The sequence below is a fragment of the Micromonospora sp. NPDC018662 genome, from assembly GCF_044391475.1.
Lineage (GTDB): Bacteria > Actinomycetota > Actinomycetes > Mycobacteriales > Micromonosporaceae > Micromonospora.
Genome location: NZ_JBISAC010000003.1, coordinates 331,010 through 344,299, shown reverse-complemented (window position 1 = coordinate 344,299; position 13,290 = coordinate 331,010). Strand labels below are relative to the sequence as shown.

Sequence of the window (13,290 nt, the reverse complement as noted above, 5' to 3'; positions counted from 1 at the left end):
AAGAGACCAGCTCAGCCGGCCGAGCAACTCGCCGTCGGCGTGTTGCTGTTGCCGTTCTTGTAGAGCGTGATGCCGAAGTTGTTCCCGTTGCCGTTCGGGCGTGCCGTGAGTGTGCCGCTGGTGCCGCTCACCGACGCGTTCCAGCTGTTCTGGAGCGTCTGACCACCCTGGGTCTGGATGTTGACCGTCCAGTTGCTGCTGCCGCTGACCGAGAACGTCACGTTGAACCGGTCGCTCCAGTCCTCGGCCCGGCTGACGCTGACCGTGCAGCCGCCGTTGTTCGGCGGCGGGGTGGTCGGGTCGGAGCCACCGGAGCCGCCGATCGTGATGTTGGAGTTGCCGCTGCTCTGGTAGCCCTCGGTGGCCAGGATCTGGTAGTCGTGGCTGCCCAGGTTCATCCCGGCGCGGGCCCACGCGTCGAAGTGGTTGCCGGCGGTGATCGTGCCGCCGACCCGCTTCGACTGCCGCACGCTCCAGTACTGGTAGAACGTCCGGGTGCCCTCGATCGAGGGCGCGTTGACGCGCTGGGTGCGGTAGATGTCGTACGTGCCGCCGTCGCTGGTCACCGTGCCCATGTAGCCACTGCCCGGCGGACGCCAACTGCCCCAGCTGTCGACGATGTAGTACTCGACCAGGGGGTTGCGGGTCCACCCGTAGAGGGTGAGGTAGGCGTTTCCGGACGGGTTGAAGCTGCCGGAGTAGCTGACCGTCCGGCGCCCGCCGGGGTTCCAGCCCTTGCCGGCGACGAAGTTGTTGATGCCGCTCCACTGGGTGCTGTACTGACCGCCGTTCCCCATGGTCATGGAGACGTTGCCACTGTCCTTCCAGAAGGAATAGAAGTAGCCGTTGTTCGTGCCGGTGGAGTTCGACGTGACGGTCTGGTCGGCGTAGGCCGGGCTCGACAGGACCGCCGTCGTGCCGGCGGCGGCGAGCGCCACGGCGCAGGCGCCGCCGAGGAGCGTCCGGAGGCGTCCGCGCCGGCGGCTGCCCGCGCGGACCGGGGCGTCGTTCATGGGCATGTTCCCTCCCGGGGAGAACTGGCGCTTGGCCGGCGGTACGCCCGCCGACTGCCATCGAGGTGTGTCAATTGGCACAGTATTGGAGCCGTCGTTCGATGTGTCAACAACTTCCGGAAACACTACGGAAACCTCCGGTGACGCAAGATGCTCTGCCGACACCACATAGGCACTGCTCAGCAGCAGGGTGAAGCGATTCGACAACCGGCACCGGGCGATGCGATCCACGACCCGGCAAGCTCTGCCGGAAGCCGAAACCCGAAACTTTCAGAGCCTTTCCGGACCAGAGCGCCGGACCCCGAAATGATCACCGAGAGCCATGCCCGACGCCACCGGGCTGCCCGCCCCCGCGCCGCCGCCACCCGCCGCCCCCGTCGCCATCCCGCACTTTCTCGGAAAGCGGGGCCATCGGCGCTCGAATGACCACTCTTTCCGTGAAACAGCGGAGTGGGGGCGGGGGGGAAGAGGGGGCGTCGAATGGCGTGACGTTGAACCTGGGGGTTCAGTGTCTTAAGGTGAACCACGTGGTTCAGCAAGAGACTCTCAACCGGGTGTTCGCCAGCCTGGCCGACCCCACGCGACGCGACATCCTGGTCCGGCTCGGCGCGGGGCCGGCCACCATCAGCGAGCTCACCGAGCCCACCGGGATGAGCCTCACCGGCATGAAGAAGCACGTCCAGGCGCTGGAGAACGCCGGGCTCGTGGTGACGCGCAAGGTCGGCCGGTCCCGACAGTGCCGCCTCGCCGACGCCCCGCTGGACGACGCGATGACCTGGATCAGCTTCTACCAGCGGCTGTGGGCCCGCCGCCTGGACGGCCTCGACGCCTACCTGACGCTCCGACCCGACCGCACCGACCCGAAGGACCCTGACGCATGACCATCGACATGAGGATGACCCGGCAACTCCCGGCCCGCCCGGACGAGGTCTTCGACGCCTACACCGACGCCGAGAAACAGAAGGTCTGGTTCAGCATCCTCGACGAGGAGCCCGGCATCGTCGAGATCGAGGTGGACCTGCGGGTCGGCGGAAAACAGACCGCGGTCTGGGGGCCCTCGCCCGACGCGCTGTTCCGCGAGACGCAGACGTTCCTGGAGATCGACCGGCCGCACCGGCTCGTCACCGAGTCCACCGGCAGCGGCCCCGACGGCGCCACGATGACCACCCGGATCGAGATCACGTTCGAGGAGAAGGACGGCGGCACCCTGATGACCGTGGTGCAGAGCGGCTTCCCGGCGCCGGAGGTGCGCGACTTCTTCGTCGGCGAGGTGTGGAGCGGGGCGTTCGACCGCGTCGAGGCGTACCTGGTCCGCGAGCGGGGACGGGAGCGGTCGCGTGGCTGACCTGCCCCGCGCCGCGATCGTCGCGCTGGCCACCGTGGGCGCGGTGGTCGTCAACCTGATCGTCTACGCCGTGGGCCGGGCCGCCGGCGGCACGTTCCGGTTCACCGCCGCGAGCGGGCCGGCCGAGGTGAACGCCGTGACCGTCGCGGCGTTCAGCGCGCTGCCGCTGCTGGTCGGGCTGACCACCGTCGCGCTGCTGGCGCCCCGGTTCGGCTGGGTGGTCCGGGCCGCGTCGATCGTCGGCCCGGCGCTCGCGGTGCTCACCATCGTCGCGATGACGCTCCCCACCGATCTGGACGCGACCAGTAAGACCACGCTGGCCGTCTGCCACCTGACGCTGGTCCCGATCATCCTCGTCGCGGTGGCCGCCCTCGGCCGGCGTACCCGGGTCGCGCCGGACGCGGTCGCGGCCTGAGCAGGCCGTCCCGGGCCGCGCGTCCGCTCCGGCGCGGCCGAGGTCACGTGCCGTCAGCCCGGCGGCGCGCCGCACCCGTCCGCGCGTACCCCGGCGAGCATGTCGGCGGTGGTGTGGGCCCGGACGTCGGGCGGCGGCGCGCCACCGGCGTGCCGCGCGACGACCGCCCGGACGTGGCGCTCGGCAGGTTCGGCCAGCCCGTCGTAGACGGCCGCGAACAGGTCCCGGGCCGCCTGCCGGGGCCAGCCGGCCGGCAGGAGCTCCAGCGGCAGCCGCGGGTCGAGCGTGGGGAACCGCCGGTACGTGTCCATCACCTCGGTACGGGCCCGCACGGCCGCCGGGCCGTCGACGGCGCCCGTCCGGGACGCCAGCGGGGTCCACCGGCGCAGGAACTCCTCGTACTGCCGGGCGATGCCGGCGACGTCCCAGGCCTCGATCGGCGCGCGCCGGCCGACCGCGTCAAGCGGGTCCGGCCGCCCCCGGATGACCGTGACCGCGCCGGGGGTGAGCCCGGCCAGCAGCGACCGGGCCGGCGGCGTCAGCTCGTACGGCGAGACCCACAGCCCGTCGTAGAGCGGCGCGTAGCCGAGCCAGCGGAGCTGGCCACGCAGGGCGCGACGCTGCGCGCTGCGGTCCTGCGGCAGCGAGAACGCGACGAGCGTCCAGCACCCGTCCCAGAGTGTCGAGGCCGTGGTGGAGGTGAGGATCCAGTGCCCCCCGGCGGAGAGGTCGGCGGCGGCGGCGCGACTGAGTCGGTAGGAGCTGTGCCGGCCCTGCCGGCTGCGCTCCAGCACGCCCCGGCGGGCCAGCCGGCTGATCGCGGTCCGGGCGCCCGCGCTGCTCACCCCGGCCTCGGCGAGCAACGCCACGATGGCGGCGGACGGGAGCGCGGCACGGGTACGCAGCGTGTAGTCCGCCAGCAGCGTCACCGCGACGCCCTGCGGCGCGGGCCCGACCTGACGCCGGGGCAGGCGCACCGAGGTCTCCCCGTCGTCGGGATAGATCTCCTCGATGTCGAACGCGCTGGCCACGGCCACTCCGGACTCGGCTCGGGGACGGAGCCTCGACTGTAGACGGAGATCGCCGCCGACATGCATCGTCACACTTCGATTGACACTTCCCGGGCCGACGGGAACACTAACTGCTACCCGACACGGAGCCGGGCAGGGCGCACCACCCAGGACCCCAACCTGCACAGGTGATCGAAGGAGTCTCCGTGAGAACCAGAGGGAAGATGCTGCTCGCCGTGGCCGCGATGCTGGCGGCGGCCGGCCTGGTGATCCCCGCGACACAACCCGCGTACGCGGCGTCGCTGACCGAGGTGACCAGCTTCGGCGACAACCCGGGGCGGATGCGCATGCACGTCTACGTCCCGGACAACCGGCCGGCCCGACCGGCGACAGTGGTGGCCATGCACGGCTGTGGCGGGTCCGGCCCCGGCTTCTACTCCGGCAGCGAGTTCGCCTCGCTGGCCGACCGCTACGGGTACATCGTGATCTACCCGAGCGCGACCCAGCAGGCCGGCTTCGGCAACTGCTTCGACACCTGGTCCGACGCCGCCAAGCGGCGCGGCGGCGGCAGCGACCCGGTGTCGATCATCTCGATGATCCGCTACGTCCAGCAGCAGTACGGCGCCGACCCGGACCGGGTCTACGCCACCGGCAGCTCGTCCGGCGGCATGATGACCAACCACATGCTGGCGCTCTACCCCGACGTCTTCAAGGCCGGCGCGGCGTTCATGGGCGTGCCCTACAACTGCTTCGCCAACGCGGCGGACTACCCGCCCGGGTCCAGCCAGTGCACCGGCGGCAGCATGAACCGGACGCCGCAGCAGTGGGGCGACGCGGTCCGGCAGGCGTACCCCGGCTACTCCGGCCCGCGTCCCCGGGTGCAGCTCTGGCACGGCACCAGTGACACGCTCGTGCCGTACTCGCTGCTGCAGGAGTCGATCGAGCAGTGGACGAACGTGTTCGGGCTGAGCCAGACGCCCACCTCCACCGACACGCCGCAGGCCAACTGGAACCGACGTCGCTACGCCGACGCCACCGGCACGGTCCAGGTGGAGGCGTACAGCATCCAGGGCGCCGGACACACGCTGCCGGGCGCCGGCATGGCCGCCGTCGCGATCGCGTTCTTCGGCCTGACCGGCACGCCCAGCCCCACCACCTCGCCCACGCCGACCACGTCGCCGACCCCCACCACGTCGCCCAGCCCTACGACGTCGCCGACCCCGGGCCCGACCACTCCCCCGCCGGGCTCCGGCGCCTGCCGGGTGAGCGTCGACGTCAACGCCTGGAACTCGGGGCTGACTGAGAACATCACCGTCACCAACACCGGCGGCACCGCCGTGAACGGCTGGTCCCTGGCGTTCGCGCTGCCCGGCGGCCAGGCCATCACCTCGGGCTGGAACGCGTCCTACTCCCCCGCCTCCGGTCAGGTGACGGCCCGGAACGTCGCCTACAACGCCGCCATCCCGGCCAACGGGTCGACCACCATCGGCTTCCAGGCCACCCACACCGGCAACACCGGAAAGCCGGCCTCGTTCACCCTCAACGGCGCGCCCTGCACGCTCGCCTGACCCACCCCGCACCCCTGCCCCCTGCACCCCTGATTCACGGAAAGAGTGGCCATCCGCGCCTGGATGGCCACTCTTTCCGTGAATCAGCGCGCGGTGGGGCTACGGCAGCGGGGCGCCGCGCGCGATCACCCAGAGGTCGTACCACTCCTCGCGGGTCAGCTCCGGGTCGCGTCGGGCGGCGTCCCGGCAGGCCCGGATGCGGTCCGGGCGGGCGGTGCCGATCACCGGCGCCACCCGCGCCGGATGCCGCTGGATCCACCACAGCACTATCGCCTCCGGCGTGGTGCCCTTCGCGTCGGCCAGCGCGGCGACCCGGCCGGCCGTCTCTCGGTCTGCCTCGGTCCGCGCCGCGCCGGTGAAGCGCCCGCGGGCCAGCGGGCCCCACGCCTGGAGGCCGATCCGGTGCGCCCGGCAGTGCTCCAGGGTGCCGAGCGGGAAGCCGGCCCCGGTGGACTCGGCGGTGTTCACCAGCACGCCGGCCTCGACCCAGTCGCGCCGGGCCAGGCTGATCTCCAACTGGTTGGCGACCAGCGGCACGTCCAGGGACGCCTGGAGGTGGGCGATCTGCGCCGCCGCCATGTTCGACACGCCGAACTGCCGCACCAGGCCCTGCCGGTACAGCGAGGTCAACGCCCCGGCCACCTCGTCCGGGTCGGCCAGCGGGTCCGGCCGGTGCAGCAGCAGGACGTCGATCACGTCGGTCCGCAGCCGGGTCAGACTCTGTTCGACGCTGCGCTCGATGTGCGTGGCACGCAGGTCGTACCGGCCCGGCCCGTCGTCGCCGGGCAGGTGGATGCCGCACTTCGTCTGGATCAGCACCCGGCGGCGCAGCTCCGGCGCGCGGGCCAGGACCTCGCCGAAGACCGCCTCCGACTTGCCGTTGCGGTAGATGTCCGCGTGGTCGAACGCGGTGACGCCGATCTCCAGGGCGGCCTCGACCGCCGCCTCGGCCGCCGCGATCTCCGGCGCGCCGTACGGCTCGGCGTCCCACCCGCCGCCCAGCCCCATGCAGCCGTAGATCAGTCGGTGGTCGCGGATGTCGGCATCCGCCTGGGATACGTGCTGGTCGTCGGCCATGAGACGTGGATAGCACAGCGTCGCGGCGACTGGGCGGAGTGGGGGAGCGCGACCAACTACGTACTCGGTGAGCCACTGCTCGGCGTCCCAGGTGTGGAACCGCTCCACCTCGGTGAACCCGAGCTTCGCCGCCAGGCGCAACGAGGTGGAGTTGGCGGACGCGGTGGTGAGCACGACCGGCTCGCCGGGCAGGACGCGGTCGAAGACGGGTCCCAGGTCGGTCATGCCGTCCGGCGAGTCGTGGCCGCGGCCACCAACTCACCTGGGCGCGATATGCCTTTCAGGCATGATTATGACTCACCGGTATACCCTCACCGGTGGTCCTTCCTCCGCCGCAGTCACCCCGCGTAACCGGCGCCGTCCTCTCGGCCGATTCGTCGGTCAGCACGACAGTGTCCCCTCGTCGCCCGGGTCGACGCCCAGCGCCTCGGTGAACCGGCGGTACGCGTCGACCCGGTCCCGCACCTGCCCGGGGTTGCCGCCGCCGCACTCCAGCGCCCCGTTGATGCTGCGGACCGTCCCGCCGAACCCGGCGCCGCCGGTGATCGCCGCGTGCGGCGTGGTGGTGCCCGCGCCGGACTGGGTCATCCAGAACCAGAGCGCGGTCCGCCACGCCACCGCCGGGTCGGTCGCGACCAGGTCCGGGTTGCCGAGCAGGTCGACCCCGAGCGCGTCGCCGGCCGCCTGGTAGTTGTAGTTCCAGCTCAGTTGCAGCGGCCCACGCCCGTGGTAGGCGGTCCGCCCGGCGGGGCACCCGTAGGGCCGGCCGCCGTCGCAGTAGGTACCCCAGGCGGCCCGGTCGATCTCGTCGACGTGCACCAGCCCGTCGGTCTCGTGGTCGACGTTGGCCAGGAACGCCGCCAGCTCCCGCTTGCGGGTCCGCTCGTCGCCGGTGGCGGCGAACGCGGGGAACGTCGCCATCGCGTCGGTGAGCCCGGCGTACGTGTAGAAGACGTTGCGGCCGGGGAACATCGCGTCGAACGTCGACCCGGTCACCAGCGTGCCGTCGTCCTCCGGCACCACCCGCTTGTTCAGACCGCCCCTCGAGGGCACCGACGGGGCCAGTGACACCGACGGTGTCGGCGAGGCGGTGGACGTGTCCGTGCCGCCGATCGTGTAGCGGGCGAACAGGCCCCGCACCCGGAACGGATAGCTGTCCAGCAGGATGACCGGCATGCCGCCCTGGGCCTTCACCGCCTCGACGCCCTGCTCCCAGGCCATCAACGTGAGCGTGAGGTGGTCACCGACGACGGTCTTGTCGTCGAGCATCCGCTGCGTCTCCTCGGCCAGGTGGCAGAAGTACCGGGCGTGGGCGTGGATCGCGTCCTCCGGGTCCAGCGCCGACGCCGTACCGCTGCCGTCGTCGTCCTTGCCGTAGCGCTCGAAGACGTCGGGCGTCAACTGGGACAGCCCCTTGCGGCCTTCCGGACCCTCCTTGTCCGCGTCGAAGTCCGACGCGTACTCGATCTGGGCGGCGAGGATCACGGGGGTGAGCAGGTTGCACTCCCGGGCGGCGGCCCGGATCGGCGCGACCAGGTCCGCGTCCGGCACGCCCGACTCCTTGAACCCGCCACGACCGTCGCCACCGGCGAGTTCGGTGAGGACGCTGCCGCCGGCGCCCGGGCCGAGCGTGCTGTCCGGGTCCGGCGAGTACGACGTCATCTGCGACCCGCTGAGCAGGATGATGACCACCAGCACGATCAGGGCCAGCGCCGCCATCGCGGCCAGCGGCAGCATCCCCACCACCGAGATGAGCAGCCAGGCGAGCTGGGTGGCGCCGAACCGGTTGGTGGCCGTCTGGTGGGCCGCGCGCGCGGCCTGCATCTTCGACACCGCGCTCAGCCCGCCCGTGGCGGTCCGGCCGCCGCCGCCCGTGCCCGTTGCGTGACGGCATGGGCCTCGGCCTTCGCCGCCGCCGCGATCGGGGCCGCGTCCGGTTCCTTGAACCAGGGCCGCAACCGGATCATCGCCGGCCGCACGCCGGTCGCCAGCAGCAGCGCGGTGCCCTTGGGCAGCGCCCGGATCCGGTCCGCCGGCAGCACCTGCTCCTGGCGGTACGACACCGACCGGGTGGTGCCGTCGCCGGAGCGGGAGTAGCTCGGCGTGCGGACGTCGTGCTGGCCGATCAGGCGGGCCACCTTGTCCACGAAGTCGGCGTCGTCCAGGCCGGCGCCCAGCAGCTTGACCGTGGCGGCGCCCCACAGCGCGTCCATGCCCGCGTCGCCCCAGACCCGCACGCCCTGCCGGTAGCTCTGCAGCAACGTCACCACGCTGATGCCGCGTGAGCCGAGATGGCTGTAGAGGTCGGGCAGGTCGGCGATGCGGCACACGTTGGCGGCCTCGTCCAGCACCGCGGTCATCGGCGGGTCCAGCCGGCCGCCCATCCGCTCGGCGGCCACCACGCCGGCCCGGACCACGGCGTCCGCCAGCCCGGCGATCACCCCGGCCGCCGACCCGCCGCCGTCCTTGGACAGCAGGTAGAGCGTGTCCCGACTGAGCACGTGTTCCTCCGGCACGAACTCCGGCAGGTCCGGGTCCGGGCTGACCCAGGCCATGATCTCCGGGTCGAGCAGGCAGGCGACGCACTGCCGGGAGGTCTCGTAGATGCCGTCTCGGGTCTGCACCGCACCCCGTACGGTGCCCTGGAGCTGGTCGGCCATGGCGTCCAGGCCGGCGTCGCGGAGCAGGTCGACCGGGGTACGGTCGCCCGGGTCGGCGAGCCAGGACAGCATCTCGCCGACCGACGAGCCGCCGTGCGAGGCGGCGAGGAAGAGCGCGGTGAGCGTGTTCTGCGCGGCGGCGATCCAGAAGTCCTTCTTGGACGCGTCGTCGTTCACCGAGCTGACGAAGTGACCGGCGAGCCGCCGCGCGCCCTCCAGCGTGCGGCAGCCGCCGAGCATGTCCCACCACATCGCGCGCTCGGCGTACGCGATGCCCTGCGGGTCGAACGTCCACACCCGGCCGACCCGGGCCCGGTGCTGCCGGGTGACCGTGAAGACGTCCGCCTTGTTGGAGGTGAGCAGCACCGCGCCGGGGGCGCGCAGCACCCGGGGCACGGCGATACCGGTGGACTTCCCGGCCCGCGGCGCCATCAGGTCGAGTTCCACGTCCTCGTACGACGACCGCAGCTCCGGCCCGGACGGCAGCAGGTCACCGAGCAGGTTGCCGGTGTCGTCCGGCCGCAGGCGGGGGACGTCCCGCAGCGACGGGCGCAGCTCGCGGGCCCGGGCCTCGGCCGCCCGGCCGGTCATGGCACGCAGGTCGGCGGCGCCGGCCAGGTTCGACGGCTGCCCGAGCCGCCGGGCGACGGCCCGGACCGCCGTCACCACCGGCACGGCGACGACCGGGAGGAGCACGGCCGCGCCGCCGTAGGCCAGCGCCGGCGGTACGCCCGGCCACACCGCGTCGGTGGCCCCGCCGAGCAGGCTGAGGTAGACGCCGAGGTCGAACGGTGGTGGCCGCCAGCCGTACCCGCCGACGGCGGCGGCGAGCGTGCCACCGAGCCAGAGCAGCACGAAGGCGGTGAGGTTGATCAGCGCGAGCGCCGGGATCAGCCACGCCAGCAGGTCGCCGCCGGCGCCGCGCTTCACCGGGCCCCCGGTCCGGCCGCGTCCGGCCGGGAGCCGGCGGTGACCGCACGCACCACCGCGGCGCGTTCGGCAAGCATCCGCTCCGCGTCGCCGTTGGCGATCCACCGCGTGTTCGTGTCGTGCAGGTGCCGCTCGGCGTCGGTGATCGCGACCCGGATCGGGATGCCCGGCCGCCCACCGACCTTGATCAGGAACCGGCCCCGACCGGGGGGCTCCTCGTTGCCGCCGTCCTGCGCCCAGCCGGCCGGCGAGGACCAGGACGAGACCAGGTCGATCTCCCGCCGGGAGAGCCCGACGACGCGGCCCAGCTCCTCCATCTCCGCCCTCGGCAGGCCGGCGCAGGCGACCATGCCGGCGCGCTCGACGAAGCCCCGCGCCTTGGCCTTGTCCGCCTCGTTGCCCAGCGCCTCGGCGTCCTTCAGGGTGTGGGTGATCTTCGCGTCGGCGAGGCCGAGCGAACGGTTCAGCCGGGTCAGCGCGTCGATCCGGTCCACGATGCCGGAGGCCGCGCGCAGCGGTCGCCACAGCTCGTCCAGGACGGTGAAGAACCAGCGCCGGGGCGCCAGGCCCGCGTCCGCCAGCGCGTGCGAGGCGGACACCGTACCCAGGCCGTCCGACCAGGCCGCGAGCATCGCGGCGGCGGTCAACTGCCCGTCCGCCTCGCCGATGCGGGAGATGTCGATGCAGACCGCTGTGGCGTCCGGGTCGATCCGGGTGGCGGTCTCCGAGGCGAACGTGTCGCCGAGCGGGCCGTCCAGGATGCCGAGCAACGACCGGTGCAGCGGGTCGACCGCGTCGCGGTACCGGGACTCCTGACCCCGGTCCAGCGTGACCTGCCGGACCTGCGGCGGCCCGGACTCCAGCACCGCGAGCAGGTCCGGCAGCCGGTACGTCCGGCCCGGCGCGGTGCGCTCGCGCAGGTGCCGCAGGCAGGCCGAGAGCACCGACTGCTCGTGGTCGCTGATCGGCGCGCCCCGCACGATGGTGAGCAACGCGGCCACCATGTTCAGCACCCGGCCGTGGGACTCGGCGGCCAGCGCCTCGCCGGCCTGCCCGCCGATGCGCGCGGCGGCGGCCCCCATCGCGCCCGGATCGAGCACGTTGAGCCCGCCGACGCCCCGGGCGATGGAGATGACCTGCCCGCCCAGCGCGCGTACGGTGTCCGCGTAGTCGGGCTTGAGGTCGCCGAGCACCAGCGGGACGACGCCCTGCCCGGCCAGGCCGATCAGCATCCGGTTGATCAGCGTGGACTTGCCGAGCCCCGGCATGCCGAGCATGAACAGCGACGGGTTGGAGATGTAGCGCGCCCGGGTGAACCAGTTGAGCGGGTCCCCGCAGACCGTGGCGCCGGTGCTGATGTGCTGGCCGAGCGGGACCCCGGTCATCGGCGCGCCCGAGCCGGAGGCGAACGGCCAGAGCCCGCACGCCTGCACGGTGGTGGCCCGCCACATGGTCGGCGGGTCCAGCGTGGCCACCCGGCCGCCACCCACGACCGGCGAGCCCCGGTGCGGTACGCCGTCGGCGCGGTCGGCCCGGGCCAGCCGCTGCCGGTACCGCTGCTCGGCCGCCTCCTCCGCGGCCCGCTGCCGGCGCGCCCGGCGTCTCGCCCGTGGCGTCTGCCGGCCCGTCTCGTCGGGCTCCCGGTCCTGCGCGTCCACGGCCGGCACGACCAGGCCCGACATCGCGGTGACCGGCCCGGACGTCCCGCGCGGCCAGCCCGCGCCGAGATCGAGTCTCCGCGCGCCGCCCGCGCCCGCCCCGGTGGTCACAGCGCCTCCTGGAGGTCGTGCGGGACGATCGACTGCTCCCAGGGCAGGATGCCGACCGGCAGGGCGCAGGTGAACGCCGCGGCCTGCATCCGGTCCGCCGGCCGCATCGCGATCCGGGTGGCGCCCAGCAGGTTCCGCATCGTCACGTTGGCGTCGCGCACCTCGGCGGCCGAGTCGACGGTCAGCGTCACCAGCATCGAGAACTCCACCAGGCCGGCGCCGGACGCCTCCTCCGCCGCGGTCTGCTCGGCCGCCTGGATCTCCGCGACCGCGCGCGCCCGGACCAGGCCCTTCGTCGAGTTCGCCATGAACTGCGCGGACCGGCGGTCGGACTCGACGATCCGGGCGGAGGTCGCCGGGTCGATCGGCCGGTAGATCAGCGCCACCCGCTTGCGGCGGATGCCGGCCGCCGGGTCGAGCAGGCTGCGCAGGATCCCGGACCGCACCACGCCCCGGGGCGCCATGGTCAGCAGCCAACTCCGGGACACCCCGGAGTCGTGCTGGTAGGCGCCGACCGTCTCGACCGCCGCGGCCGGCCCGGCGTCGTCCCACTCCAGGCCGGTGCCGCCGTGCCGGGCGCGTACGTCGAGCACCTCGGCGGAGACGGCCGGGTCGTACGCGACGCGGACGACCTCGGCGATCCGCTCCGCCGACAGCGGCTCCGCCGACCCCCCGCCGGCGGCCACCAGCCCGTTGAGCATCCCCTGGAGGCGCAGCGCCAGGTCGGCGAGCATGGTGTCGTCGTCGCGCCGGCCGCCGCCGGGCGCCGCGTAGGTGAGCGTCAGGTAGGTGTTCATCTCCGACGACGCGTCCGGGTAGGAGCGCACCACCTCCTCCATCACCGCCCGCGCGGCGGGCGGCGCGTTCGGGGAGAGCCGGCCCAGCACCTCGGTGGCGAGCCGGGTGCCCGGGTCCGGGGCGGTCTCCACCACCACCGAGGCGCCGCGCAGTCCCGGCTCGTGCGCCAGCCGGGACAGCCACTCCCCCCACAGCGCCACCCACGTGTCGACCTGGTCCGGGTCGACCAGCGACCCGCCGTCGGGCTCGCAGCTCAGCACGATCGTGTACTGGTGGCGGTTGCGGTGGTGCAGCACGCCGAACGGGCGGTCGTACGGGTCGCGTCCCTCCAGCATGGCCACCCGGCTCAGCAGGCCGGGCGGGCGGAACCGTCCACCCGGCCGGGTGGACAGCGGCCCGGAGACGTAGAGGTGCTGCCGCTTGGACTTCCGGCGCAGCCACCCGACCCGGACGCCGGCCATCTGGAAGACGTTGCGGCCGTCCTGGGTGCGGATCGCCAGCGGCGCCACCATCAGCGCGAACGGGAGCCCCACCACCAGCGCCGCGTCCAGCGAGACCATGGACGCGATCAGGACCAGCACGAGACCGCCGAAGAGGCCGATGGTGCCGATCAGGCCCAGCGAGCCCAGGCCGGCCTTGCGGGGGCGGCGCCAGTTGCCGTACGTCGGTGTCTTGATCTGTTCGGTTGCCGTGCTCATGGTCGTC

General features: G+C 73.1%; 11 protein-coding genes. 4 read left to right on the top strand and 7 right to left on the bottom strand.

What is annotated here, in order from left to right; translation table 11 throughout:
- Positions 1-11 precede the first annotated feature (11 nt).
- Complete coding sequence (locus ACH495_RS11210) at positions 12-1,013, bottom strand: glycoside hydrolase family 11 protein (protein ID WP_396858038.1); 1,002 nt, start codon at positions 1,011-1,013, stop codon at positions 12-14.
- Positions 1,014-1,540: 527 nt separating this feature from the next.
- Here ACH495_RS11210 and ACH495_RS11205 point away from each other — a divergent pair.
- The 3 genes from ACH495_RS11205 to ACH495_RS11195 are packed head-to-tail and all read left to right on the top strand — an operon-like array spanning position 1,541 to position 2,773.
- The gene (locus tag ACH495_RS11205) at positions 1,541-1,894 is read left to right on the top strand and encodes an ArsR/SmtB family transcription factor (protein ID WP_396857575.1); all 354 of its coding nucleotides are present in this window, start codon (positions 1,541-1,543) and stop codon (positions 1,892-1,894) included.
- Positions 1,891-2,358, top strand: a complete 468-nt coding sequence (locus ACH495_RS11200) for an SRPBCC domain-containing protein (RefSeq protein WP_396857574.1) — start codon at positions 1,891-1,893, stop codon at positions 2,356-2,358. The genes ACH495_RS11205 and ACH495_RS11200 overlap by 4 nt, the downstream gene beginning before the upstream one ends.
- Positions 2,351-2,773: a DUF6069 family protein gene (locus ACH495_RS11195; protein WP_396857573.1), complete on the top strand. Its 423-nt coding sequence runs from the start codon at positions 2,351-2,353 to the stop codon at positions 2,771-2,773. Before ACH495_RS11200 ends, ACH495_RS11195 begins: the two co-directional genes overlap by 8 nt.
- A 53-nt stretch (positions 2,774-2,826) precedes the next feature.
- On the opposite strand, the gene ACH495_RS11190 is transcribed toward ACH495_RS11195, so the two are convergent.
- Positions 2,827-3,804: a PaaX family transcriptional regulator C-terminal domain-containing protein gene (locus ACH495_RS11190; RefSeq protein ID WP_396857572.1), complete on the bottom strand. Its 978-nt coding sequence runs from the start codon at positions 3,802-3,804 to the stop codon at positions 2,827-2,829.
- A 185-nt stretch (positions 3,805-3,989) separates the two neighbouring features.
- On the opposite strand from ACH495_RS11190, the gene ACH495_RS11185 reads away from it, so the two are divergent.
- Positions 3,990-5,351: a PHB depolymerase family esterase gene (locus tag ACH495_RS11185; protein WP_396857571.1), complete on the top strand. Its 1,362-nt coding sequence runs from the start codon at positions 3,990-3,992 to the stop codon at positions 5,349-5,351.
- A 99-nt stretch (positions 5,352-5,450) separates the two neighbouring features.
- Here ACH495_RS11185 and ACH495_RS11180 read toward each other — a convergent pair whose 3' ends face one another.
- From ACH495_RS11180 to ACH495_RS11160, 5 genes are all read right to left on the bottom strand, one after another.
- Entirely contained in the window at positions 5,451-6,653 is a 1,203-nt protein-coding gene (locus tag ACH495_RS11180; protein WP_396857570.1) for an aldo/keto reductase family oxidoreductase, read from the bottom strand.
- Between the two features lie 156 nt (positions 6,654-6,809).
- Positions 6,810-8,252 (bottom strand): glycoside hydrolase family 19 protein, encoded by a 1,443-nt coding sequence (locus ACH495_RS11175; protein ID WP_396858037.1) that lies wholly within the window; start codon positions 8,250-8,252, stop codon positions 6,810-6,812.
- A gap of 14 nt (positions 8,253-8,266) precedes the next feature.
- Entirely contained in the window at positions 8,267-10,018 is a 1,752-nt protein-coding gene (locus ACH495_RS11170) for a TraM recognition domain-containing protein (RefSeq protein ID WP_396857569.1), read from the bottom strand.
- Complete coding sequence (locus tag ACH495_RS11165; RefSeq protein WP_396857568.1) at positions 10,015-11,787, bottom strand: ATP/GTP-binding protein; 1,773 nt, start codon at positions 11,785-11,787, stop codon at positions 10,015-10,017. The genes ACH495_RS11170 and ACH495_RS11165 overlap by 4 nt, the downstream gene beginning before the upstream one ends.
- Positions 11,784-13,283, bottom strand: a complete 1,500-nt coding sequence (locus tag ACH495_RS11160; protein ID WP_396857567.1) for an SCO6880 family protein — start codon at positions 13,281-13,283, stop codon at positions 11,784-11,786. The genes ACH495_RS11165 and ACH495_RS11160 overlap by 4 nt, the downstream gene beginning before the upstream one ends.
- Positions 13,284-13,290 lie beyond the last annotated feature (7 nt).

What these genes read in the sequence shown, in the direction of transcription:
- ACH495_RS11210 (WP_396858038.1), bottom strand. Translation starts at nt 1,013, where the DNA reads ATGAACGACGCCCCGGTCCGCGCGGGCAGCCGCCGGCGCGGACGCCTC.
- ACH495_RS11200 (WP_396857574.1), top strand. Translation starts at nt 1,891, where the DNA reads ATGACCATCGACATGAGGATGACCCGGCAACTCCCGGCCCGCCCGGAC.
- ACH495_RS11180 (WP_396857570.1), bottom strand. Translation starts at nt 6,653, where the DNA reads ATGACCGACCTGGGACCCGTCTTCGACCGCGTCCTGCCCGGCGAGCCG.
- ACH495_RS11175 (WP_396858037.1), bottom strand. Translation starts at nt 8,252, where the DNA reads ATGCAGGCCGCGCGCGCGGCCCACCAGACGGCCACCAACCGGTTCGGC.
- ACH495_RS11160 (WP_396857567.1), bottom strand. Translation starts at nt 13,283, where the DNA reads ATGAGCACGGCAACCGAACAGATCAAGACACCGACGTACGGCAACTGG.